18 protein-coding genes, 1 tRNA gene and 1 pseudogene are annotated in these 23,093 nt (G+C 66.8%); 10 read left to right on the forward strand and 10 right to left on the reverse strand.

The features are described 5' to 3' along the window. Nucleotides 1–3 precede the first annotated feature (3 nt). Nucleotides 4–627: a nicotine blue oxidoreductase gene (nboR, locus tag BWQ92_RS13935; RefSeq protein ID WP_076800384.1), complete on the reverse strand. Its 624-nt coding sequence runs from the start codon at nucleotides 625–627 to the stop codon at nucleotides 4–6. Between the two features lie 183 nt (nucleotides 628–810). Here nboR and BWQ92_RS13940 point away from each other — a divergent pair, with 183 nt between their 5' ends. Then, on the forward strand, nucleotides 811–1,002 hold the full coding sequence (locus BWQ92_RS13940) for a YegP family protein (RefSeq protein ID WP_076800385.1): 192 nt from the start codon (nucleotides 811–813) through the stop codon (nucleotides 1,000–1,002). A gap of 85 nt (nucleotides 1,003–1,087) precedes the next feature. Here the strand turns inward: BWQ92_RS13940 and aceE are convergent. After that, nucleotides 1,088–3,840: pseudogene (gene aceE, locus BWQ92_RS13945) on the reverse strand (pyruvate dehydrogenase (acetyl-transferring), homodimeric type). 306 nt (nucleotides 3,841–4,146) lie between these two features. Here aceE and BWQ92_RS13950 point away from each other — a divergent pair. The 5 genes from BWQ92_RS13950 (at nucleotide 4,147) to BWQ92_RS13970 (ending at nucleotide 10,221) form a co-directional block, all read left to right on the forward strand. Continuing rightward, nucleotides 4,147–5,715: an NCS1 family nucleobase:cation symporter-1 gene (locus BWQ92_RS13950; protein ID WP_076800387.1), complete on the forward strand. Its 1,569-nt coding sequence runs from the start codon at nucleotides 4,147–4,149 to the stop codon at nucleotides 5,713–5,715. 104 nt (nucleotides 5,716–5,819) lie between these two features. Continuing rightward, the gene (locus BWQ92_RS13955; protein ID WP_076800389.1) at nucleotides 5,820–6,563 is read left to right on the forward strand and encodes an aspartate/glutamate racemase family protein; all 744 of its coding nucleotides are present in this window, start codon (nucleotides 5,820–5,822) and stop codon (nucleotides 6,561–6,563) included. A 63-nt stretch (nucleotides 6,564–6,626) separates the two neighbouring features. Then, entirely contained in the window at nucleotides 6,627–7,388 is a 762-nt protein-coding gene (locus BWQ92_RS13960) for an SDR family oxidoreductase (RefSeq protein WP_076800391.1), read from the forward strand. A 160-nt stretch (nucleotides 7,389–7,548) separates the two neighbouring features. Next, nucleotides 7,549–8,553 (forward strand): endonuclease domain-containing protein, encoded by a 1,005-nt coding sequence (locus BWQ92_RS24335; RefSeq protein ID WP_236782960.1) that lies wholly within the window; start codon nucleotides 7,549–7,551, stop codon nucleotides 8,551–8,553. A 189-nt stretch (nucleotides 8,554–8,742) separates the two neighbouring features. Next, nucleotides 8,743–10,221 (forward strand): cation:dicarboxylate symporter family transporter, encoded by a 1,479-nt coding sequence (locus tag BWQ92_RS13970; RefSeq protein ID WP_076800393.1) that lies wholly within the window; start codon nucleotides 8,743–8,745, stop codon nucleotides 10,219–10,221. A 158-nt stretch (nucleotides 10,222–10,379) separates the two neighbouring features. On the opposite strand, the gene BWQ92_RS13975 is transcribed toward BWQ92_RS13970, so the two are convergent. The 3 genes from BWQ92_RS13975 to BWQ92_RS13985 all read right to left on the reverse strand — a co-directional run bounded on the left by BWQ92_RS13975 (nucleotide 10,380) and on the right by BWQ92_RS13985 (nucleotide 13,504). Then, a complete protein-coding gene (locus tag BWQ92_RS13975) occupies nucleotides 10,380–10,802 on the reverse strand; it encodes a sterol carrier family protein (protein WP_076800395.1) in 423 nt (140 codons plus the stop codon). Nucleotides 10,803–10,829: 27 nt separating this feature from the next. After that, nucleotides 10,830–11,846 carry an asparaginase gene (locus BWQ92_RS13980; protein ID WP_076800397.1) on the reverse strand — a complete coding sequence of 339 codons (1,017 nt, stop codon included), beginning with the start codon at nucleotides 11,844–11,846 and terminating at the stop codon, nucleotides 10,830–10,832. An 80-nt stretch (nucleotides 11,847–11,926) separates the two neighbouring features. Next, nucleotides 11,927–13,504, reverse strand: coding sequence for a molybdopterin-dependent oxidoreductase (locus tag BWQ92_RS13985; RefSeq protein WP_157365160.1), 1,578 nt, complete (start codon nucleotides 13,502–13,504; stop codon nucleotides 11,927–11,929). Between the two features lie 152 nt (nucleotides 13,505–13,656). Here BWQ92_RS13985 and purD point away from each other — a divergent pair, with 152 nt between their 5' ends. Next, nucleotides 13,657–14,985 carry a phosphoribosylamine--glycine ligase gene (purD, locus tag BWQ92_RS13990; protein ID WP_076803723.1) on the forward strand — a complete coding sequence of 443 codons (1,329 nt, stop codon included), beginning with the start codon at nucleotides 13,657–13,659 and terminating at the stop codon, nucleotides 14,983–14,985. A 2-nt stretch (nucleotides 14,986–14,987) separates the two neighbouring features. Next, the gene (locus tag BWQ92_RS13995) at nucleotides 14,988–15,926 is read left to right on the forward strand and encodes a phosphoribosylaminoimidazolesuccinocarboxamide synthase (protein ID WP_076800399.1); all 939 of its coding nucleotides are present in this window, start codon (nucleotides 14,988–14,990) and stop codon (nucleotides 15,924–15,926) included. Between the two features lie 103 nt (nucleotides 15,927–16,029). Here the strand turns inward: BWQ92_RS13995 and BWQ92_RS14000 are convergent, their stop codons facing one another. Further along, nucleotides 16,030–17,292, reverse strand: a complete 1,263-nt coding sequence (locus BWQ92_RS14000; RefSeq protein ID WP_076800401.1) for a helix-turn-helix domain-containing protein — start codon at nucleotides 17,290–17,292, stop codon at nucleotides 16,030–16,032. Between the two features lie 134 nt (nucleotides 17,293–17,426). On the opposite strand from BWQ92_RS14000, the gene BWQ92_RS14005 reads away from it, so the two are divergent. Both BWQ92_RS14005 and BWQ92_RS14010 read left to right on the forward strand, forming a co-directional pair. Then, on the forward strand, nucleotides 17,427–17,621 hold the full coding sequence (locus tag BWQ92_RS14005; protein WP_076800404.1) for a hypothetical protein: 195 nt from the start codon (nucleotides 17,427–17,429) through the stop codon (nucleotides 17,619–17,621). A 110-nt stretch (nucleotides 17,622–17,731) separates the two neighbouring features. After that, the gene (locus BWQ92_RS14010; protein WP_076800405.1) at nucleotides 17,732–18,085 is read left to right on the forward strand and encodes a hypothetical protein; all 354 of its coding nucleotides are present in this window, start codon (nucleotides 17,732–17,734) and stop codon (nucleotides 18,083–18,085) included. A gap of 48 nt (nucleotides 18,086–18,133) precedes the next feature. Here BWQ92_RS14010 and BWQ92_RS14015 read toward each other — a convergent pair. The 4 genes from BWQ92_RS14015 to BWQ92_RS14030 all read right to left on the reverse strand — a co-directional run bounded on the left by BWQ92_RS14015 (nucleotide 18,134) and on the right by BWQ92_RS14030 (nucleotide 23,091). Beyond that, nucleotides 18,134–18,210, reverse strand: a tRNA-Pro gene (locus tag BWQ92_RS14015). 83 nt (nucleotides 18,211–18,293) lie between these two features. Then, nucleotides 18,294–20,186: an ABC transporter ATP-binding protein gene (locus BWQ92_RS14020; protein WP_076800407.1), complete on the reverse strand. Its 1,893-nt coding sequence runs from the start codon at nucleotides 20,184–20,186 to the stop codon at nucleotides 18,294–18,296. Further along, nucleotides 20,183–22,000, reverse strand: a complete 1,818-nt coding sequence (locus BWQ92_RS14025; protein WP_076800409.1) for an ABC transporter ATP-binding protein — start codon at nucleotides 21,998–22,000, stop codon at nucleotides 20,183–20,185. Before BWQ92_RS14025 ends, BWQ92_RS14020 begins: the two co-directional genes overlap by 4 nt. Before the next feature lie 143 nt (nucleotides 22,001–22,143). After that, nucleotides 22,144–23,091, reverse strand: a complete 948-nt coding sequence (locus tag BWQ92_RS14030) for a metallophosphoesterase (protein ID WP_076800410.1) — start codon at nucleotides 23,089–23,091, stop codon at nucleotides 22,144–22,146. Nucleotides 23,092–23,093 lie beyond the last annotated feature (2 nt).

Genomic DNA, 23,093 nt, shown 5'->3' on the forward strand with positions numbered 1-23,093 from the left:
GGGTCAACCGAGCAGGTGCAGCTGATCCGGGGTGTCGAGGTCTTCGCCGCCGGACTGCCCTGAACCAGGCGGCAGGGTGCAGTCCACCAGGTCGACCAGCCCAGGGTGGGCCTGCAGGAAATGCCGGGCCCCAGCGTCGCCACCCGCCGACGCCGCAGCCTCCGCCCGCACCGTTGCATCGAGCAGCAGCGGGTGGCCGCGCCGGAGTTTCCCGGACGAATCCCGGTAAGCTGCCGCCGTGACCCGGCCCGGCCGGTGCACCCGCAGCAGCCGGGCGACAGTTTCCGCGGTCAGCCCCGGCTGGTCCACGAGCGCCACCAGCACGTGGTCTTCCGGGCGTGCGGTCTCCAGTCCCAGCCGGAACGAGCTGCCCATTCCGCCGGCCCACGCCGGGTTCTCCACCACAACGTGACGGGCCAGGTCGGTCCGGGCACGGACGTCCCCGGCGCCCGCGCCGAGCACCACCACAACTTCGCGGCAGCCGCCGTCGAGCAGCACGTCCGCCAGGACCTCCACGAGGGTGCGGCCGCGGAACGGGAGCAGTGCCTTGGGCCCCCGGCCCAGCCGGGTGCCGGCGCCTGCCGCCAGCAGGATGCCGGTGGTGCGGGGCGGGGTAGAGGCTGTCATGGGATCACCCTAGGCCATGCCCTGATGGGGCATCCCGCCGGGTTCCGATTTCGGCGCGGCGAAATGCTACCCGGTAGTAGGGGTGGCTTGGCCAGTGAATGACGGCTAACGTCGGATATGTCGTGTTGGCAATTGGGGGCCATAATGCCGGCTGCAAGGGTGCAGCGGGCGGAAGGAGCGTATATGGCAGGCAAGTTCGTAATCGAGACAGCAGGCGCAGGACAGTACCGGTTCAGGCTGACAGCCGACGACGGAACCGTAGTTGCAGTTTCGCCCAGCTTTTCCAACATCAAGGCAGTCACAGCAGGGATCACGGCGGTCCGGGAGAGCGCAGCCACCGGCTTCATCGTTGACCGGCGCGCGTCCCTGCCGTAACTCAAAACAACGCCCGACGGCGGCCCCCACCATCCGGTGCGGGCCGCCGTCGTTTTTTTGTGCTGTCGGTTCAGCGCACGGGAGGTCAGGCGTCGCCGCCGGCGCCTCCGGTTGTTCCCGCGGTGACGTCCAGGAGCTTGTAGCGGTCCATGGCGTACGACGGCGCCCCCTCCTGAACCTCACCCCTCGCCGCGAGCAGCTGGAGGGTTTTGACGACGATGGAGTGGGTGTCGTTTTTGAAGTAGCGGCGGGCGGCGGCGCGGGTGTCGGAGAAGCCGAAGCCGTCGGCGCCGAGGGTGGCGAATTCGTTCGGGATGAACTGCCGGATCTGGTCCGGGACGGCCTTCATGTAGTCGGAGACGGCGACGACGGGTCCCTGGGCTCCGGCGAGCTGGCGGGTGACGAAGGGGTCGCGGGTGTCCTTGCCGGGGTTGAGGAAGGCTTCCTCTTCGGCGGCGAGGCCGTCGCGGCGCAGTTCGTTCCAGGAGGTGACGGACCAGACGTCGGCGGAGACGCCCCAGTCTTCGGCGAGGATCCGCTGGGCTTCGAGGGCCCAGGGGACGGAGACGCCGGAGGCGAGGATCTGGCTCTTGGGTCCTTCGGCGGGGGAGTCCGCGAGCTTGTAGATGCCTTGAGGACGCCTTCGACGTCGAGGTTCTCCGGTTCGGCGGGCTGGACGATGGGCTCGTTGTAGACCGTGAGGTAGTACATCAGGTTACGGTCTCCGTTGTCTCCTTCGGAGCCCTGCCCGTACATCCGTTCCAGGCCGTCGCGGACGATGTGGCCCATTTCGTAGCCGTAGGCGGGGTCGTAGGTGACCACGGCGGGGTTGGTGGAGGCGAGCAGGGGGGAGTGTCCGTCGGCGTGCTGGAGTCCTTCGCCGGTGAGGGTGGTCCGTCCTGCGGTGGCGCCGATGATGAAGCCGCGGGTCATCTGGTCGGCGGCGGCCCAGAAGGCGTCGCCGGTGCGCTGGAAGCCGAACATGGAGTAGAACACGTAGACCGGGACCAGGGGGACGCCGTGGGTGGCGTAGGCGGTGCCGGCGGCGGTGAAGGCTGCCACGGCGCCGGCTTCGTTGATGCCGGGGTGGATCAGCTGGCCCTGGGCGGATTCCTTGTAGGCCAGGACCAGGTCCCGGTCCACGGACAGGTAGTTTTGGCCGCCCGGGTTATAGATCTTCGCCGTGGGGAAGAAGGCGTCCATGCCGAAGGTCCGCGATTCGTCGGGCACGATGGGGACAATCCGGTGCCCGAACTTCTTGTCGCGGAGCAGGTCCTTGAGCAGGCGGACGAACGCCATGGTGGTGGCGGCCTGCTGCTTGCCCGAACCGCGCTTGGCGACGTCGAACGTTTTCGGGTCCGGCTGCTCCACGGCCCCGGGTCCGGGACGGCGCTCGGGGACGGAGCCGCCCAAAGCCTTCCGCCGCTCCAGGAGATAGGCAATCTCGGGGGCGTCCGCGCCAGGGTGGTAGTACGGGGGACGGTAAGGATCCTCTTCGAGCTGGGCGTCGGTAATCGGAATCCGGAGGTAATCCCTGAATTCTTTCAGGTCGTCGAGGGTGAGTTTTTTCATCTGGTGGGTGGCGTTGCGGCCTTCGAAGTGCGGGCCGAGGCCGTAGCCCTTGACCGTTTTGGCCAGGATGACGGTGGGTTTGCCCTTGAATTCGGTGGCTGCCTTGTACGCGGCGTAGACCTTGCGGTAGTCGTGGCCGCCGCGCTTGAGGTTCCAGATCTCGTCGTCGGTCAGGTCCGCGACCAGGTCCTTGGTCTGCGGGGTTTTGCCGAAGAAGTGTTCGCGGACGAACCCGCCGGATTCGGCCTTGTAGGTCTGGTAGTCCCCGTCGGGGGTTTCGTTCATGATCTTCACCAGCGACCCGTCGGTGTCGCGGGTGAGCAGGTCATCCCATTCCCGGCCCCAGACGACCTTGATCACGTTCCAGCCGGCGCCGCGGAAGAAGGCCTCGAGTTCCTGCATGATCTTGCCGTTGCCGCGCACCGGCCCGTCCAGGCGCTGGAGGTTGCAGTTGATCACGAAGTTCAGGTTGTCCAGGTTCTCGTTCGCGGCGAGCTGGAGCAGGCCGCGGGATTCGGGCTCGTCCATTTCGCCGTCGCCCAGGAACGCCCAGACCTGCTGGTCGGAGGTGTCTTTCAGGCCCCGGTTGTGCAGGTAGCGGTTGTTCTGGGCCTGGTAGATCGCGTTCATCGGGCCGATGCCCATCGACACGGTCGGGAATTCCCAGAAGTTCGGCATCAGCCGCGGGTGCGGGTAGGAGGAGAGGGCGTGGCCTTCCTTGGACTTTTCCTGCCGGAACCCGTCCAGGTCCTCCTCGGAGAGGCGGCCTTCCATGAACGCCCGGGCGTACATGCCCGGGGACGCGTGGCCCTGGAAGAAGACCTGGTCCCCGCCGCCGGGGGCGTCCTTGCCGCGGAAGAAGTGGTTGAAGCCGACCTCGTACAGGGTCGCGGCTCCCGCGTAGGTGGAGATGTGCCCGCCGACCCCGATCTCGGGCCGCTGCGCCCGGTGCACCATGACCGCGGCGTTCCAGCGCATGTACGCCCGGTACCGGCGCTCGTACTCCTCGTTGCCCGGGAACTGCGCTTCCTGGTCCACCGGGATCGTGTTCACGTAATCGGTGGTGGTCACCATCGGAACCCCGACGCTTTGCGCGCCGGCACGCTGCAGGAGACTGCGCATGATGTATTGGGCACGCTCCGTGCCCTGTTCCCTGATCAGCGCATCCAGGGACTCAACCCACTCGGCGGTCTCTTCCGGATCACGATCAGGCAGCTGGTTAGTCAACCCGCTGAGGATATGGGAGGTATCTTCTCCTGCAGCCACGGCAGCCTCGTTTCATCTTTGAATGTTGGGCTTATGTTTTCGTATTGTGAGAAAACATTCTTGCCATTCGAGATTATCCGGCAGGTCGGATCACGGTCAAACGTGACCGGAAGGGATCTCCGAAATCAGCCCGGGCACGATCACTCCCGCGGATTGTGACTGCGGGCCCAGGGCTGGGGCATCTTGACCCGAGGGTGATGCAGGTCATACCCTTATTTCACCATTCAACAAGTTTATTTCGCGATGTGGAATAACAGCACCGCCGCAGGCTCACCACCGCGAATAACAAAGAAACTGGAGAACCAGATGCAAACGACTCCCCCAGTCAGCGTCGAACCGGCTCCCGCCCCGACAGCGCCGTCGGGCCAGCACGTTCACCAGGCCGAGGCCACCGACGCCCTCTGCCATGCAGCCAGCACAGCCACCGGCCGCGACATCAGCCCTACCCTCTACAACGCCGACCTCGCACCGACCAAGCGGCAAGGGCGCCGCTGGACGGGCTACAGCATCTTCACCCTGTGGGCGAACGATGTGCACAGCCTCGGGAACTACGCGTTCGCCGTCGGGCTCTTTTCCCTGGGCCTGGGAGGCTGGCAAATCCTGACCGCCCTGGCCATCGGCGCCGTCCTGCTGTTCATCCTGCTCAACTTCTCCGGCTTCATGGGGCAGAAAACAGGCGTTCCGTTTCCCGTCATGAGCCGCATCAGCTTCGGCATCCGCGGCGCCCAGTTTGCAAGCCTTATCCGCGGTGCGGTGGCGGTGGCCTGGTTCGGCATACAGACGTTCCTGGCCTCGGTGGTGCTCCGGGTCATGCTGGTGGCCATGGTTCCCTCCCTCCGCGAACTCGACACCAACTCCATCCTCGGTCTGTCCACACTCGGCTGGATCTCCTTCGTGGTGCTGTGGATCGTGCAGCTGGTGATCGTCAGCTTCGGCATGGAGATGATCCGCAAGTACGAGGCATTCGCCGGGCCCATCATCCTGCTGACCATGGTTCTGCTGGCGATCTGGGTCTTCATCGAGGCACGCGGCAGCATCCAGTGGACCGGCATCCGCGGGCTTGAGGGCGGTGACATGTGGCGGACCATCTTCGCCGGCGGCGCCCTCTGGGTGGCCATCTACGGAACGTTCGTCCTGAACTTCTGCGACTTCACCCGCTCCGCCGTGTCCAAGAAGTCGATCGTCCGCGGCAACTTCTGGGGCATCCCCATCAACATGCTCCTCTTCGGCGCCATTGTGGTGATTCTGGCCGGCGGGCAGTACAAGATCAACGGCACCGTCATCGAAACGCCGTCGGACATTGTCGAAGGCATCCCCAACACGCTGTTCCTGGTCCTGGCCTGCCTCGCGATCCTCATCCTCACGATCGCAGTGAACCTCATGGCCAACTTCGTCGCCCCGGTCTATGCCCTCACCAACCTTTTCCCCAAGCGGCTCAACTTCCGCAGCGCGGCCTGGGTGAGCGGCACCATCGGCCTGGTCATCCTGCCGTGGAACCTGTACAACAACCCGCTGGTGATCGTGTACTTCCTGGGCGGCCTCGGCGCCCTGCTCGGCCCGCTGTTCGGCGTCGTCATGGCCGACTACTGGCTGCTCCGCCGCGGAAAGGTCAACGTCCCCGAGCTCTACACCGAAAACGCGGACGGAGCCTACTTCTACAAGAAGGGTGTCAACCCGCGGGCCATCATCGCACTGGTGCCGGCGTCTGTCCTGGCCATCCTCGTCGCGTTCGTCCCCGCCTTTGAGCCCGCGGCGCCGTTCGCCTGGTTCTTCGGTGCCGGCGTCGGAGCACTGAGCTACTACGTGATTGCCGACCGCAAGCAGCGGTTCCAGGACGTCGACGGCGAGGCCATCGCCGTCGCCAGCACCCACTAACTCCCACCCCACCCCAACTGACTCGCACTAGTTGTCGTTTTGAACGCCCAGAACGGCAACAACTGCGAGTCAGTTGGGCAATCCCCTTCGAGGAGGACACCCAAATGCGCATACTCGTCGCGAACGTCAACACCACCCAGTCCATGACCGACTCCATCGCCGCCCAGGCCCGCAGCATCGCGGCGCCCGGAACCGAGATCGTCGGGATCACGCCCCGCTTCGGCGCCGACTCCTGCGAAGGCAACTTTGAGAGCTACCTGGCCGCGATCGCCGTGATGGACCGGGTGGTCAACTACCCCGAACCGTTCGACGCCGTCATCCAGGCAGGCTACGGCGAGCACGGCCGGGAGGGGCTGCAGGAGCTGCTGGACGTGCCCGTCGTCGACATCACCGAGGCGGCGGCCAGCACGGCCATGTTCCTGGGGCACAAATATTCAGTGGTCACCACCCTGGACCGTGCCGTGCCGCTGATCGAGGACCGGCTCAAGCTGGCAGGGCTCGACGCCCGCTGTGCTTCCGTGCGGGCCAGTGGCATGGCCGTGCTGGAGCTGGAGGAGGAGCCGGAGCGGGCAGTCGAGGCGATCATCAGCCAGGCCCTGCTGGCCGTCCGGGAGGACAAGGCCGAGGTGATCGTCCTGGGCTGCGGCGGCATGGCCGGACTGGATGAACAGATCCGGCAGCGCGCCGGAGTGCCCGTGGTGGACGGCGTCGCGGCTGCCGTCACCATCGCCGAGTCCCTGGTCCGGATGCAGCTTTCCACGTCCAAGGTGCGGACGTACGCCGCCCCGCGGCCCAAGACCGTCATAGGCTGGCCGCTGGCGGCAAACAGCGTCACAGCCACCGCGTAGGGTTCCGGCAGCAGCCTAAGTTCCGGCAGCAGCCGCAGGTTTCAACAGCACAGGAGTAGCAGCATGACCGTTCCATCCACTCCGGCGCGGGTCGCCGTCGTCACCGGCGCCGGTTCCGGCATCGGGCGCGCGGTTGCCCGGCAAATGCTGGCGGACGGTTACCGGGTGGCCCTGGCGGGCCGGCGCGAGCCGCAGCTGGTGGAGACGGCGGACGGGCACCCGGAGGCGCTGGCGGTGCCGTGCGACGTCACAGTGCCCGACGACGTCGAGCGCCTTTTCGCTGCAGTCCTCCGGCGCTGGGGCCGGGTGGACGTCCTGTTCAACAACGCCGGCGTCTTTGGCCCGGCGGCATCGGTGGACGAGATCAGCCTTGCCGACTGGGAAGCCACCGTGGCCGTGAACCTGACCGGTTCGGTGCTGTGCGCCGGGGCCGCTGTCCGGGCGATGAAGGCGCAGTCGCCGCAGGGCGGCCGGATCATCAACAACGGGTCCATCTCCGCGCACTCACCCCGGCCGCGGACCGTTGCCTACGCCGTCACCAAGCACGCCATGACCGGCCTGACCAAGAGCATCGAGCTGGACGGCCGCGAGTTTGGCATCACCTGCGGGCAGATCGACATCGGCAACACCGCCACGGAAATCATGGACACCATCGGCGTTGGCTCCGGCGCGCTCCAGGCCGACGGCAGCCGCAAGGTGGAGCCGATGTTCCCGGTGGAGGACGCGGCCCGGGCGGTGCTGATGATGGCGGGGATGCCGCCGTCGGCCAGCGTGGGCTCGGTGGTCATCACAGCCGCCGGAATGCCCTTCGTCGGCCGCGGCTGACCTCACCTGCCCTTCCTTCCTTCCTAGTTTTTGTCCAGATATCGCAACTTAAGGGCCCCTCAGCGGCGAATATCTGTACAAAAACTTCCCTTCGGGAAGGTCAGCCTGTGGATAACGTCCCGCAGGCCTCCTCGGGGTGCCTCAATGGAACATGACCAGATTGTCACCGCTCCCAGAGGACATCAGTGGCCGGCCGTTCGCCGTCACCGAAGCGGCCGCCGCTGATATCCCCGCCGGCAGGCTCTTCGCCCGAGACATGCACCGTCCCAGCCGGGGCATCCGTGTACCCAAGTCCTGCAGCCCGGACCTGCCGGCGCTTGTCCGGTCGCACACTGCACTCGATTCGGACAGCTTCGCTGCGCTGCTTACGGCTGCGGAAGTGCACGGCGTTCCGTTGCCACCGTGGGCGGAGTTCCGGCCCGACGACGGCGGGCCGGTGACCGCCGTCGTCGAACCGGTGCCGTGGGGCAAGAAGAGCGGGCCCCATTTCCGGGAGCCGGGGCGGTTCCTGCACCTTTCCCGGGACAGCGGTGGGCCGCTCCCGCGGCGGCGTGGGATCGCCGGGCACCGGCTCAAGATCCGCGATGGTGATCTTGTTGAGATTGACGGACTCCGGCTGACTTCGGTCGCCCGGACCTGGGTGGACCTCGGTTCCGTCCTGCCCCTCGACGATCTTGTGGTGGCCGGCGATGCGATCGTCAGTGAGCATGCGAGACTCTTCGGTTTGCCGAGGATTGCCATGGTGCCGCTCGCCGAACTGCGCGCGTTTGTGGACAGGGCCAATGGCATCCATGGCGTGCGGAAGGCGCGGCTTGCGCTTGACCTGCTGCGCGTCGGCGTCGACTCTCCGCCCGAAAGCAAGCTCCGCCTGCTGCTGGACGACGCCGGTCTTCCGGCGTTCACACCGAACTGCCGTGTGGATGACGTCCTGAACAGGCCGGTCTGGACGGACTTGGGCTGCCCCCGGTACCGGACGTGTCTCGAGTACGACGGCGTCCATCACCTGACGCCCGAACAGCAGGCACTGGATGCCTACCGGGACCAGCGCGTGACCGACGCGGGCTGGCGGCAGGTAAAAATCAACAGCGTCGACATGAACCGCGGCCCCGACTGGGTGGTCTCGAGGGTGCGGCAAGCGCTGCGGAAACAGGGCTGGCAGCTGTAGGAGTTTTTGTACAGATATTGGCCGCTGGAGGCCCCTGAAGTCCCAATAACCGTACAAAAACTCAAATGTGACCAACCCTCACACTTCCGTATCGTGAAAAGCTAATTTCCTCTTGCGGAATATTGTGACCGGGGTTACGTTGGGAACAGACCCCGATCCGGGGCGTTCCCAATTGATAGGTACAGATCAATGAAGATCCCAGATTCCTCGGCGCTGAAGGCGAGTTCGGCGCCGTCGAAGAAGAAAGGCCTGCACAGGTCGCTCTTCTTCCAAATTCTGATCGCCGTCGTGGCAGGTGTTCTCATAGGACATTTCTGGCCGAACCTGGGCGCTCAACTGAGGCCGCTTGGTGACGGCTTCATCCAGCTCATCAAGATGATCATCGCGCCGCTGATCTTCCTCGTGATCGTCACGGGAATTTCGGCCGTTGGCGACGTCAAGGCGGTCGGAAGGGTAGGAGTCAAGGCTCTCGTCTACTTCACTGTGGCCACGCTTTTCGCCTTGGTCTTCGGTCTGGTCGTCGGCAACATCGTTCAGCCCGGAGCGGGCCTGAACATCGATCCGAGCACCCTGTCCCAGGAGGCGCTGGACGCCAAGACCGGCCATGCCGCACCGAAGGACGCGGCGGCATTCATCCTGGACGTTATCCCCACGAGCGTCATCGGTGCCTTCGCCAACAACAGCCTGTTGCAGGTCCTCTTTTTCTCCGTGTTCTTCGGCGCCGCGATCGTCGTCATCGGCCGTGAGCGGTGCCAGCCGGTCATCAGCCTCATGGAGACGGTCCTGGAACTCGTTTTCAAGATCATGTCCTGGATCATGAAGGTTGCCCCGATCGGTGCATTCGGTGCGATGGCCTTCATCATCGGCCAGTATGGTCTGGACACACTCGGTACCTACGCCAAGCTGATTGCCGCCTGCTACGGTGCCGCGGTTGTGTTCATCGGGCTCCTGTTCCTCGTGGCCTGGGGATTCGCCCGGGTTCCGCTGTGGCAGTTCCTCAAGTACACCCGCGAGGAATTTTTGCTGGCGCTCGGCACCGCCTCCACGGAAGCCGTGATGCCGCGCATCATGACCAAGCTGACGAACGCCGGATGCTCCCGCGCCACCACCGGCTTGGTGGTGCCCACGGGCTACTCGTTCAACCTGGACGGGGCAGCGATTTATCTGTCCATCTCCCTCCTGTTCCTCGCCCAGGCTTTCGGCCACAACCTGGACCTCGGCCAGCAGCTTGCAGCCCTCGGTGTCCTACTGCTGACCTCGAAGGGCATGGCCGGTGTTCCAGGCTCCTCCTTCCTGGCGCTTTCTGCCACTGCAGCCGCGCTCGGAATCTTCCCGGTGGCGGGAGTGGCCCTGCTGCTCGGCGCCGACCGGCTCATGGACTCGATGCGAGTGGTGGTCAACCTGCTGGGTAACTGTGTGGCTACGTTCGTGGTCTCCAAATGGGAGGGCCAGTTCGACCGCAGCGTTATGGCCCGTGCCTTCCGCGGCGAGATCACCAACCACGACTCCGCCGTCATGCTCGGTGTCGAGGAGGACTTCCAGGACCAGGAGCTGGAGCGGATCAGCAAAGGCGGCCAGGCCTCGCCCAAGTTCCGTGGCGGCCCGACCCCCGGCGAGATGCCGGAGTTCGAGATGAGCAGGCCGTCGGCAGCCATCAACCACGAGTAACATCAGGAGTTTTCGTACAGATAATGGCCGCTGAGCGCCTCTGAAGTCGCGGTATCTGTACAAAAACTCAGGAGAAATGAACACAGGATCCCGTCCGGGCTGGCAGCATCAGTCCCGGGCGGGATCCTGGTTTTTATTCGTGGGCGGGATCCCTGCTGCTAGAGGGGGAGCAGCGCCGACAGGTCCGCGCGCAGGCCCGAGGCCGCCACGCGGCCGGCGCCCACGGCATCCGCCCAGCTCAGCCGGCCGGTCACCATCGCAAGCCAGGTGGCGGCGTCGCACTCGATGACATTCGGGGGAGTGCCGCGTGTGTGGCGCGGGCCCTCCACGCACTGGGTGACGCCGAACGGCGGCACCCGCACCTCCACCGAATTCCCGGGCGCCCGGGCGGTGACCTCCTCGAGCGAGTACCGGACCGCCGTCGCAATCACCGAGCGGGGAACCGCGGGTGGGGCCGCCGGCCCGGACGCAGCGGACGGTGCGGCAAGGGCAGCGTCCGACGGCGGGACGGCGCCTGCCGCCCACTCGTTCAGGGCCGCCTGGCCGTCCGCCGGGTCAATTCTGCGGCGCGCAATAGCCACCGGAACCTCCTTGAAAAGCTAAATTTGCTAGTCCAGCAGTGCCGAGACGGCGTGGCCCAGGCGGATCTTGCCCACGGGGCGGCCGCCGCCCAGGACCGGCTCCACCACCTTTTCGAGCACGCTGGAGACGCCGGGAATGTCGACCGCTCCGCAGGCCGCAAGCAGGGTCAGGCCGACGAGCGAGGTGGCCCGCAGATTGCCGTCAAGCATCTTCAGGGCCACGGACACGCCCTGCGGGGTGGCCATGACCAGGATGCCCTCGGCGCCGATCTTGGCGATGACGTCAAGCTCCTCCATCACGATCGTGTTGGCCTCGCCCCTGCCCTGGACGGCCCACGGGTAGTCCAGCATCGAGGTCGCGATGGTCGCAGCGCGGGCGTTGGAGGTCTTGTCGGACGGGGCCTTGGCGAGGAGGGAGTAGGCACGCGCCAGCCCGGTCAGCGAAATGGCGGCCACCGGAGCGCCGCAGCCGTCGATGCCCAGGTGCGCGATCCGCTCGCCCGAATACTCTTCGATCACCGTGCGGATCCGCTGCTGCAGCGGATGGTTGGGTTCCAGGTAGCTGTGCGTGTCCCAGCCGTTTTCGGTGCAGGCCCACAGGAACGCCGCATGCTTCCCCGAGCAATTGAACGCCAGCCGGGACTTGCCCCGCTCGGACCGGGTCAGCCAGTTACGGGCCGTCTCGTCCTGCGGCCACGCCGCGGGGCACTGCAGCTGGTCCTCCTTGACTCCGGCGGCCTTGAGCATCCCCTCGACGACGTCCATGTGGTCGAGCGACCCCGTGTGGCTGGCGCAGGCGACGGCCACCTGGGCGCCGCGCAACGGAACACCGGCCTGCATCGCCGCCAGCGCCTGCAGGGGCTTGAGCGTGGACCGGGCCAGGATGGGCGTGGTGATGTCGCCCAGCTGGGTGACCACGTGGCCGTCCGCGGCGAGGACCACGGCCGCCCCGATGTGGCGGGACTCCACGAATCCGCTCCGTTCAACCACGGCGAGTTCGACGGCGGAATCCACAGTGAACGTGGCGTGCGAATTTAGGGCCATGGGGCCAGTCTATGGTGCGGCGCGGGCATTCCCCGGGAGCCGTCCGGGGCTTTTGGCAGGTTAAAGGGGTGCTGAACGAACTACTCAACCGTGACCATGACCGACTGCCAGCCGGAGGCGCCGTCCGGTACGGGGTCGGCGCGCTTCTCGGTCTGCACCTCGCCTGTCCCGTCCGTGGCGCGCGCCCTGATGTAGTGTTGGCCCGGCTTGGCGTCCCACAGGTAGGACCACTGCCGCCACGTGTCCACGGAAGCCTCGTCCGACAGCGCCGCCTCGGCCCAGTTCCCGCCGTCGACCTGCACTTCCACCCTGGTGATGCCCCGCCTCTGGGCCCAGGCGGTACCGCCGATGGCCACCCTCCCTGCCGGCACCGTGGCGAAGGACTTGGGTACCTCGATCCGGGCCATCGTCTTGATGGGGCCGCGCTCGGACCAGCCGCGCTCCGTCCAGTAGGCCTTGCTGTCGGCGAAGCGGGTCACCTCCAGTTCCACCACCCATTTGGTGGCGGAGACGAAGCCGTACAGTCCCGGTACCACCATGCGCACCGGGTAGCCGTGCTCCAGCGGCAGCGGCTCGCCGTTCATGCCGATGGCGAGCATGGCGTCGCGGTCATCCTGCAGGACCTCCAGCGGCGTGGAGGCGCTGAACCCGTCGACGGAGGTGGAGAGCACCATGTCCGCGCCGGCGGTGGGCCTGGCCCGCTTGAGCACCTCGCGGACCGGGAGCCCGAGCCACCGGGCATTGCCGGCGAGGTTGCCGCCCACCGGGTTGGAAACGCAGGTGAGGGTCACGTGGGACTCGATCAGATCGGCGCCGAGCAGGTCCTGGAACGTGAGCCGGACCTCCTCCTCCACGAGCCCGTGGACGCGCAGCTCCCACTCCTCCGCCCTGATTTCCGGAACGCTGAGGGCCGTGTCGATCCGGTAGAAGTCCCTGGCCGGGGTCAGCCACGGCGTCACGCCGGCGGTGGCCGACTGCACCCCGCCGGGCACCGCCGCTGCGGGCCGGGCGGGCGCCGGCAGCCGGAGTGACTCCCGTGCCTGCGCCACGTTGCTGCGCGCGGCGCTGAGCAGGCGGCCCCCGGTGGCGGCGATGGCCGCCGCAGCCGCAGTCAGGCCGGTGGCCGCGAAGAACGCGCGCCGGGAGGTGGCCGGGCGTTCCGGCTCCTTGGCCGCGACGTCGGCCGGCGCATCCGGAAAAACCTGCCGGCGCCACAGCCGCGACACCAGCAGCCGCAGCACCACCAGCCCCGCCGCGGTTCCCGCCAGTGAGGGCACGGCGTCCAACGGCCTGACGCCGGCGCGGGTCACCACGCTGGCCACGATCACCGCGCCCATGAACAGCACGCCGGCAGCACCCAGCGCCCATCTCCGGTACGCCATCACGCCCAAGACGCACGCCAGTACGAAAACCGTCACGCCCATCCCGGCGAAGAGCGCGGCCTTGTCGTTGGTTCCGAACGTCGCAATCGCGAAGTCCTTCAGCCACGGCGGCGTGAAGTCAATGAACGTCGAGCCCAGGGCAACCAGGGGAGTGGCGCGGGCCGTAAAGAACGCCCCCGCCAGTTCCGCAACGGAAAGAACGACGGCGGCGGCGGCCACCCCGGCGAGGGCCGCCAATGCGGCCGGTCCCCTGAACCACCTCATGAGCTTCTGCATGACATTGGTTCGTAGCGGCGGGCCGCCCGGATTGTCCCGATCCCAACGGAGAGCCGGCCGCAACGAGCGGACCGCAACCGGAGCCCCGGCCACAACTGGGAGCCGGTCACAGCTTAGGAGCCAGCACGGTGCACAAAGTACCCTTGGAGACTGTGAAGGTACTCGTCATTGGCCCCGGTGGCCGCGAACACGCCATTGTCCGCTCCCTCCTTGCCGACCCCAACGTGTCCGAAGTCCACGCGGCTCCAGGCAACGCCGGCATCAGCAAGCTCGTCCCTACGCACGCCATCAACGGGAACGATCCGGACGCGGTGGCGGCGCTCGCCACCCGGCTCGACGTTGACCTGGTGGTCGTTGGTCCCGAGGCTCCCCTCGCCGCCGGCGTTTCCGACGCCGTGCGCGAAGCCGGCATTCCGGTGTTCGGCCCCAGCAAGGCGGCCGCCCAGCTCGAGGCCTCCAAGGCTTTCGCGAAGCAGGTGATGGCCGAAGCCGGCGTACCCACCGCCATGGCACTGGTGGCCGCCAACGCTGAAGAAGCAGCCGCGGCACTGGACACCTTCGGTGCACCCTACGTCGTCAAGGACGACGGCCTGGCTGCCGGCAAGGGCGTGGTGGTCACCGACAACCGGGACGACGCCCTGGCCCACGCCCAGAGCTGCTTCGACGCCGGCGGCACCGTGGTCATCGAGGAGTTCCTGGACGGCCCCGAGGTCTCCGTGTTCGTCCTGTGCGACGGCCGCAACACGGTGGCCCTGTCCCCGGCCCAGGACTTCAAGCGCATCTACGACAACGACGAAGGCCCCAACACCGGCGGCATGGGCGCGTACACCCCGCTTGACTGGGCCCCCGAAGGCCTCGTCCAGGAGGTCATCGACCGCATCGCCCAGCCCACCGTGGACGAGATGGCCCGCCGCGGTACCCCGTTCGTGGGCGTGCTGTTCGTCGGCCTGGCGCTGACCAGGCGCGGCACCCGCGTCATCGAATTCAACGTCCGCTTCGGCGACCCCGAAACGCAGGCCGTCCTCGCCCGGCTCAAGACGCCCCTCGGTTCCCTGCTCCTGTCAGCTGCCAAGGGCGAACTGGACCAGGCGGAAGAGCTGCGCTGGTCCAAGGACACGGCGGTCGCCGTCGTCGTTGCCTCCGAAAACTACCCGGACACCCCGCGCACCGGTGACCGCATCCGCGGGCTCAAGAAGGTGGATGAGCTGGAAGGCGTCCACGTGATCCACGCCGGAACCAAGCTCGACGATCAGGGCAAGGTGGTCTCCGCCGGCGGCCGCGTGCTGGCCGTGGTGGCGCTGGGATCCGACCTCGTGGAGGCCCGGGAACGGGCGTACGACGGCGTGGAGCTGGTTCAGCTTGAGGGCGCCCAGTTCCGCACGGACATAGCAGGCAAGGCCGCGCGCGGCGAGATCAAGGTGTCGTCCGCCGTTGCAGCCCCCGCTGCCCAGGCCGGCCCCGCTGCAGAAGGGAAGGCGTGACAGTGGCTGAGCAGAAAAGAACCCGCGGCCTGGACACGGCCCACGCCGAGCTGCCCGGCTGGAAGCACGTTTACTCGGGCAAGGTCCGGGACCTGTACGTCCCCGCCACCGAATCCATCAATGAGCAGTTCGGACAGGAATGCGTGCTGGTGGTGGCCAGCGACCGCATCAGCGCCTATGACCACGTGCTCAGCAGCGAGATCCCGGACAAGGGACGGATCCTCACCCAGTTGAGCCTCTGGTGGTTCGAGCAGCTGGGCGTCGAACACCACGTCCTGGCATCAACCGTGGAGGACGGCGTCCCCGCCGCAGTCGAGGGCCGTGCCATGATCTGCAAGAAGCTGGAAATGTTCCCGGTGGAATGCATCGCCCGCGGCTACCTCACCGGTTCCGGGCTTGTGGAGTACCGGCAGTCCGGCACCGTCTGCGAGATCCCGCTGCCGGAAGGACTGGTGGACGGCTCCCGCCTGGAGCACGCCATCTTCACCCCGTCGGCCAAGGCCGAGGTGGGCGAGCACGACGAAAACATCACCTACGACGCCGTCGTGTCCATCGTGGGCGACGACATCGCCGCGCGCCTGAGCGAACTGACCCTGCGGATCTACACCAAGGCCGAGGAGATCGCCCGCGAACGCGGCATCATCCTGGCCGATACCAAGGTGGAGTTCGGCTACGACGTGGTGAACGGCGCCATCACCCTCGGCGACGAGGTCCTCACGCCGGACTCGTCCCGGTTCTGGGACGCCGCCACGTACGAGCCCGGCAAGGCGCAGCCCTCCTTCGACAAGCAGTTTGTCCGGGACTGGCTCACCTCCGCCGAATCCGGCTGGGACAAGGCGTCCGATACTCCTCCGCCGGCCCTGCCCGCTGACATCGTGGACCGCACGCGGGCCCGCTACGTCGAGGCCTACGAGAAGCTGACCGGCCGCACCTTCAGCTAGGTTCCGGAGCAAACTGCAGCAAAGGGCGCCCTCTTCGGAGGGCGCCCTTTGCTTTGGGTTCTGCTGCTTGCTTTGGGTTCTGCTGCTTGCTTTGGGTTCTGCCCTAGCTCGCCTCCGCCGCGGCGGCCCGGCGCTGGGCGAGCCGGATCTCCAGCACGGCATCGAGGGCCTGCTGGACCCGGTCCTGGGCGCCGGCGGCACTGAACGCCTTCTGTGCCTCCTCCAGATAAACCAACGCCTCATCAAGTTCGCCCGCAGCCTTGAGCGATTTGCCGAGCAGCAGCGAGACCTCGCCGGCCGTGTGCTTGCCCAGGCCGGCGCGTTCGGCGTGGATGTCACGCAGCTTCTGGACAGCGGCCACGATATCGCCGGTGAGGTAGAGCCACCGGGCGCGGATGAACGCGACCTCCAGCTGGTCCGCCTTGTTCCCGCCCACGATGGACAGCGCGAGTTCGGCGCGCTCAATGGCCGACAGGGTCTCCGGTTCGACGATTCCGGACGAGAGACGGACCGCGGCGGATGCCTTGTTGAAGCGCGCCCAGAGCTCGATGTCGTTGGCGGGGGAGAGCAGCTTTGCTGCCCGCTCGTGGTGCTTGATGCCCTCCGGGTAGTCGTGCCGCATGAACGCGACGTTCCCGATCACCCACGCCACTTCGCCGGCGAGCTGGGACATCGAATGCTCATCCATCTGCTCGTTCATGTCCTGGCAGTACTTCCACGCCTCGTCCAGCCTGCCGCCGTCAGCCAGCGCCCCGATCAGCGCGCGGAGCGCACCGATAATCAGTGTTGATCCCTTGGGCAGCTGCGCGCACAGCTCCACCGCCTTCTCGGCGTGTTCGACGGCGATGCCGAGCTGGCCCTGTGCGTGGCACAGCGCGGCGAGCATCTGGCGTGCACGGACACCGAGACCGGCCGATTCGGTGGCCATGGGATGCTCGGACAGGTGCTCCATGATCTTCTGGCATTCCTTGAGCTGGCCCTGCTTCATGAGGCACTCGGCCTGCATGTAGGTCATGTTCCACCAGGCGCTGGTGTTCTTGCCCTCGAGGGCAATCCGGGCAGCGTTGGCCGCGTGCTCGGCCGCCAGGGAGTAGTCGCGCAGGTCCCATGCCTGCCGGGCGTAGAGTCCTGCCAGCACGTATTCGGCGTCGCTGACCGAGATGGGCTGGCTCCACGCCTCGAGCGCCTTGGGCGCGAGCTCCAGCCTGCGGGCGAGCTCTTCGATGACGTCGGCTGTGGGTTCCCGCCGGCCGGTTTCCAGCAAGGAAATGTAGCTGGGGGAGTACAGATCTTTGCCCAGTTCGGCCTGGGTCAGTCCGCGCTCCAGCCGCTCGGCGCGAAGCTTCTCCCCGAATCCATTACCCACTGGGGCTCCCTCCTATTCCGGACAGCCTTTGTACAGAATGCTTGACACCCTCTGTGGAAAACATTTTACAATGTATGTCAACAAGGATTGTGCTGACTGGGTAAGGAATCCGACTCGTATTGAGGAACTCTCACATGTTGAAGAAGATAGCAGCCGCTGCCGTTTTGGCGGGGGCCCTTGCATTTTCTGCTGCGGCTCCCGCCGCTCTGTCTGCTCGCTCGATCGCGGATAACGCGGGCACCTGGGTTGCCATTGGCAACTGGCCGGATCCGATGCACGTCGAGGACGTGAACAAGACCGATATTGGCAACTGGCCCGATCCCATGTAAACAGCTTCCATGAGGAAAACGGCTCCGAACATGCACATCGTGTTCCGGAGCCGTTTTTCTGTCCCAAAGCAGCACCCATAACCAGCATCCGTAAATAAGGAGTGGGGACCATGACGCGGAGAGCGACCGACGGACAGCAGCGGGCTTTTTTCCTTTGGACCATCGCCGGCACGTCGCTGATCGTGGCGGCGGCAGCGGGTGCCGCCGTCGTTGAAGTATTCCAGGGAACGGCCGACGCCGGGACGTTCGTCTGGGGGATGATCGGCATCGCGGCGCTGCTGGAGTCGTTGGTCCTTTTCGCCGTCGGCCTGCGCTTGCGCCACCAATACCTGAATCAGGTTCAAAGCTACGCCAGCCGCGGAGACTACCTGCCGGACGACGGATCACGCCGCCCAAGGATGCCACTGCTGGGCGACGGGCAGGCGACGCAAAACATCCAGCACCAGAACCCTGGCGGAAACTAAGCTGACAAACAGAAAGAGGGCCTCCCAACGGGAGACCCTCTTTCTTTGTGGTCGGGATGACAGGATTTGAACCTGCGACCTCTTCGTCCCGAACGAAGCGCGCTACCAAGCTGCGCTACATCCCGATCCGTTGCTGCGAAAGCAACTGAACAAGGATATCCGATACCTGGCCAACATGTGAAATCGAGGCCCGGGCGGGGTTACCGGCTCAGACCAGCGAGTCCTTCCAGGCGCTGTGCAGCCGGGCGAAGCGGCCGTTGCCGCCGATCAGTTCCTCCGGTGTTCCGTCCTCCACCACCCGTCCGTCGTGGACCACGAGCACCCTGTCTGCCGTCTCCACGGTGGAGAGCCGGTGTGCGATGATCAGCGCGGTGCGGGCGTTTCCATCGCCGGTGGCCCGGCCGGCTGCCGTCGCGACGGCTCCAGTCCCCTCCCCGGCTGGGCCGGCGCCGTCCATGCCGCGCAGCAGCCCGGCGAGTCCGTTCTCCACAAGGCGTTCCGAGGGGATGTCCAGCGAGGACGTGGCCTCGTCCAGGATCAGGACCGCCGGCCGGGCCAGGAACGCCCGCGCGAAGCTGATCAGCTGGCGCTGGCCCGCCGAGACGCGGCCGCCGCGTTTGTTGACGTCGGTGTCGTACCCATCGGGCAGTTCCAGAATGAACTCATGCGCGCCCACGGCCTTCGCGGCGGCTTCGATCTCCTCGCGCGGGGCATCCGGCCGGCCGAGGGCGATGTTGTCCGCTACCGATCCGCTGAACAGGAAGGCCTCCTGGGTGACCATCACGATGTTCCGGCGCAGGTCCGCGGTGGCCAGCTGCCGGACGTCCACGCCGTCGAGCATCACCGAACCGGCGGACACGTCATAGAAACGGGCAATCAGCTTGGCCAGCGTGGACTTGCCGGCCCCGGTCTGGCCCACCAGCGCCACGGTCTGGCCCGCCGGGATAGTGAGGTTCAGCGCGGGAATGATGAGCGGCCCGTTGCCGTACCGGAACTCGACGTCCCGGAACTCGACGGCGCCGCGGGCATCGTGCAGTTCCACCGCGTTCCGCGGCGGACGCACCGTGGGCACCTCCTCGAGCAGGCCCGAGACCTTCTCCAGCGCGGCCTGCGCGCTCTGGAAGGAGTTGTAGAACATGGCCATCTGGTCCACGGGCTGGAAGAAGCGCTTCGTGGAAAGCATCAGGGCCAGCAGCACACCCACGGCCAGGTCGCCGGTCAGCACCCGGAAGCCGCCGAACAGCAGGACGACGGCGACACAGGCGTTGCCGATCAGCACCAGGCCGGGCTGGAAGATGCCGTTCAGGTTGATGGAGCGCACGGTCGCCTGCCGGTAGTCCTCGGCCAGTTCGCCGTAGCGGGCGGCGTTCTCGCGCTCCTTGCGGAACGCCTTGACCGCGCGGATGCCGGTCATGGTCTCAATGAAATGGACGATGAGCCGGGCCGAGACCACCCGGGACTGGCGGAACGCGATCTGCGAGTGTTTCTGGTACCAGCGGGCCAGGAGGAACATGGGCAGGGCTGCGGCCAGCACCACCAGCCCACTGCGCCAGTCGAGGGCGAAGACGGTGACGGCGGTGAGCACCATGAACAGCGCACCGGAGGCGAGGGAGGTGACTCCTGAATCCAGGAGCTCGCGCAGCGCTTCGAGGTCCGAGGTCTGCCGGGCGATGATCCTGCCCGAGGTGTACTTTTCGTGGAATTCGAGGCTGAGCCGCTGGGTGTGGCGGAACACGCGCAGCCGCAGGTCAAGCAGCATGGCCTGGCTGAGGTTCGCCGTGGCGGTCACGTACAGGGCCGTCAGCCCGGCGGCCGCCAACGCTGTGGCGAGGTAGGCGGCGCCGGTCAGCACCAGCGGAAGACTGTTGCCCGCACGTAAAGCAGGCAGCGCGTGGTCGATGCCGAAGGCGATCAGCGCCGGGCCGGCCACCCGGGCCGCCTGGGACAGGACCACCGTGGCGATGGTGAGCCAGAACCGCAGCCGGACGGGACGGATCAGCGACCCCAGCAGGGCGAGCGACCGCCGTCGTACTGCCTTGCTGTCGCTCTTGCTCAGGTGGGCGTTGTCCTCGTTGGCAGTTCCAAAGGCTGTGGCGCTCATCGGGTGACCTCCTCTGCGTCGTCGATGGCCGACAGTTCGGAGTCCAGGTCGCGGGGCTCCGTTTCCAGGCTCGCGATCACGTAACGGTAATGGCTGTTTCCGGCCAGCAGTTCGGTGTGGGTTCCGACGGCGGCGATGCGACCGTCCTCCAACAGGGCCACCCGGTCCGCCAGCGCCACGGTGGAGGGCCGGTGGGCGACGATGAGGGTGGTGGTGCCGGACAGCACTTCCCGCAGGCGGTTTTCCACGAGCTCCTCGGTGTTCACGTCCAGGGCGGACAGCGGATCGTCGAGGACCAGTACGGAGGGGCGGGCGGCGATGGCCCGGGCCAGGGCGAGGCGCTGGCGCTGGCCGCCGGACAAGCTTAGGCCCTCCTCGCCGATGAGGGTGTCCAGCCCTTCGGGCAGCGAATACGCGAAGTGCGCCTGGGCGGTGTCCAGGGCCTCCGCCAGGATTTTCTCCCGGGTGTCCGCGTCAGGGTCCTGGACCCCGAGCAGCACGTTGTCGCGGACCGAGCTGGAGAACAGCGTGGTGTCCTCGAAGGCCACAGCCACGGCGGTGCGGAGCTCCTCCACACTGAATTCCCGGAGGTCCACGCCGTCGAGCGTGATGGAACCTGCCGTGACGTCGTAGAGCCGGGGCACGAGCTGCAGCAGGGCACTCTTGCCGCTGCCGGTGATGCCCACCAGCGCCATGGTCTCGCCGGGACGGATGTCCAGCCGGACGTCTTTCAGGACCGGCTTGTCCGGGGCGTCGTCGAAGGCGAACGTCACGTTCCTGAAAGTCAGCGCCCCTGTGATTTCGGACGGGCGGCGCGGTTCGGCCGCGCTGGTGATGGTGTTTTGCGAGTCCATGACCTCGAAGTGCCGGTCCAGTGCAGTCTTGGCTGTCAAGGCCATCGCGAGCAGCATGCCAGAAAACTCCACGGGCGCGGCGATGACCGCGGCGGTGGCGAAGAACGCCACGAGGGAGCCGATGCTGAGCTCGCCGCCGGCGGCGAGCAGAATGCCTGTCACCAGGCCTGCGCCCAGGGCCAGTTCGGGCAGGAGCGTCACCACCATGCTGAAGACGGCCTGGTGCCTGGCCTTGGCGATCTCCGTCTGCCGCAGTTCCTCGGCCTGGCCGTTGAAGGTTTCCAGTGCTTCGCGGCTGCGGCCAAAGGCCTTCAGGACGCGGATGCCGTGGACGGACTCCTCAACGGTGGTGGCGAGGTCGCCGGCCTGGTCCTGGCTCCGCCGGGTGACCTTGCTGAAGCGCCTCCGGAAGCGGAAGCCGTAGACCATCACGGGTCCGGCGGCGGCCAGGAAGATCAGGGCCAGCTGCCAGCTCATGGTGAACATGACGACGACGCCGATCACCACGGTCAGGGTGGTCACCACCAGCATGATGGCCCCGAAAGCCATCCAGCGCCGGATGAAGTTGAGGTCCGTCATGGCGCGGGAGAGGAGTTGGCCCGAGCCCCAGCGGTCATGGAACGAGACGGGCAGGTCCTGCAGGTGGCCGTAGAGCGAGACCCTCATCCGTGTCTCCACGGTGGTGGCCGGGTTGATCACGAAGGTGCGGCGCAGGGCAACCAGCACGGCTTCGGCGACACCCAGGGCAAGAATGAGGCCGGCCGAGCCCCAGACCGCCTGCATTGTGGCCCCGGGACGGAGGGAGTCGTTGATGAGCACGCGCAGCACCTGCGGAATGGCCAGGGCAACCACGCTGGCCAGGAGCGCGGACAGCAGGCCCATCAACAGCCGCGGCAGGACCGGCTTCACATGCGGATAGAGACGGCTGACGGATCGAAAAAATGAACTCTGCTTGGCCATGCCCGCTTCTTGAACTCAGCTGTTTCGGTTAACAGTGATGTAGTTTCCCGTAGCAACTACCCTATGCCATGGGCGGCGGCCTTCACAGACGGCTGGTCAGCCGAGGACAAGCAGTTTCCGGAAGCCGGCGGGCGATCCCGGAGTCAGGCGCGCGGCGTGAGTGTCAGCAGGACGGCCTCAGGCTTGCAGGCGATACGGACGGGCGCAAAGCGGGACGTGCCGATCCCGCCCGAGACGTTGACCGGCGTCGTACGTCCGTTGCTGCTCCAGTCATGGAGCCCTTTGGCCCGCCACGTGGGGATGTCGCAGTTGGCCACGACGGCACCGTACCCTGGGATGCACAGCTGGCCGCCGTGCGTGTGGCCGGCCAGGAGCAGGTCCGCGCCGTCCTCGGTGAAGTGGTCCAGGACGCGCTGGTAGGGGGCGTGGATGACGGCGACGCGGAGATGGTCCTTGGCATTCTGGCCGCGGGTGCCGCGCGGCCAGCCGGCGTACCGTTCGCGGTTGAGGTGCGGATCGTCTACCCCGGAGAAGTCGAACCGCATACCCTGCAGAACGAGTGACTGGTGCCGGTTGGTCAGGTCGACCCAGCCGCCCATGCCGAAGCCGGCCCGGAGCCGGGGCCAGTCAAGTTCCTCCCGGTCCGGCGCCGCCTTGGAGGGGCCCAGCAGATAGCGGGCGGGGTTCTTCAATTTCGGGGCGTAGTAGTCATTGGAGCCCGGAACAAACACGCCCGGGAATTCCATGAGCGGCGCCAGCGCGTTGATCAGCGGGTCCACGGCCTTGGGATGGCTGAGGTTGTCACCCGTGTTCACCACCAGGTCCGGCCTGAGTGCCGCGAGTGACTGCAGCCACGCGGCTTTGGCCTTCTGGCCGGGGACAAAGTGGATGTCGCTCAGGTGCAGGATGCGGAACGGTGCCCTGCCGGCGGGGAGGATCGGGAGGGTCTCCTCGCGGAGGACGAACTGGTTCTTTTCCCACAGCCCGTAGGCCGTGGCGGCGACGGCGGCCGCGGTCCCGGCGCCTGCGGTGACGGCAAAGCCGCGCCCGATGCTGCGGACGCGGCTTGCCAGCTGTGAAAGGTCAGCCACGG

This window comes from Arthrobacter sp. QXT-31 (assembly GCF_001969265.1).
In the GTDB taxonomy this organism is placed as follows: Bacteria; Actinomycetota; Actinomycetes; order Actinomycetales; family Micrococcaceae; genus Arthrobacter.

Coding starts and splice junctions, on each gene's coding strand:
- BWQ92_RS14010 (WP_076800405.1), top strand. CDS start 17,732: ATGACGCGGAGAGCGACCGACGGACAGCAGCGGGCTTTTTTCCTTTGG.
- BWQ92_RS13980 (WP_076800397.1), bottom strand. CDS start 11,846: ATGGCCCTAAATTCGCACGCCACGTTCACTGTGGATTCCGCCGTCGAA.
- BWQ92_RS13940 (WP_076800385.1), top strand. CDS start 811: ATGGCAGGCAAGTTCGTAATCGAGACAGCAGGCGCAGGACAGTACCGG.
- nboR (WP_076800384.1), bottom strand. CDS start 627: ATGACAGCCTCTACCCCGCCCCGCACCACCGGCATCCTGCTGGCGGCA.
- BWQ92_RS13960 (WP_076800391.1), top strand. CDS start 6,627: ATGACCGTTCCATCCACTCCGGCGCGGGTCGCCGTCGTCACCGGCGCC.
- BWQ92_RS13950 (WP_076800387.1), top strand. CDS start 4,147: ATGCAAACGACTCCCCCAGTCAGCGTCGAACCGGCTCCCGCCCCGACA.
- BWQ92_RS13955 (WP_076800389.1), top strand. CDS start 5,820: ATGCGCATACTCGTCGCGAACGTCAACACCACCCAGTCCATGACCGAC.
- BWQ92_RS14005 (WP_076800404.1), top strand. CDS start 17,427: ATGTTGAAGAAGATAGCAGCCGCTGCCGTTTTGGCGGGGGCCCTTGCA.
- BWQ92_RS13970 (WP_076800393.1), top strand. CDS start 8,743: ATGAAGATCCCAGATTCCTCGGCGCTGAAGGCGAGTTCGGCGCCGTCG.
- BWQ92_RS13985 (WP_157365160.1), bottom strand. CDS start 13,504: ATGCAGAAGCTCATGAGGTGGTTCAGGGGACCGGCCGCATTGGCGGCC.
- BWQ92_RS14025 (WP_076800409.1), bottom strand. CDS start 22,000: ATGGCCAAGCAGAGTTCATTTTTTCGATCCGTCAGCCGTCTCTATCCG.
- BWQ92_RS14020 (WP_076800407.1), bottom strand. CDS start 20,186: ATGAGCGCCACAGCCTTTGGAACTGCCAACGAGGACAACGCCCACCTG.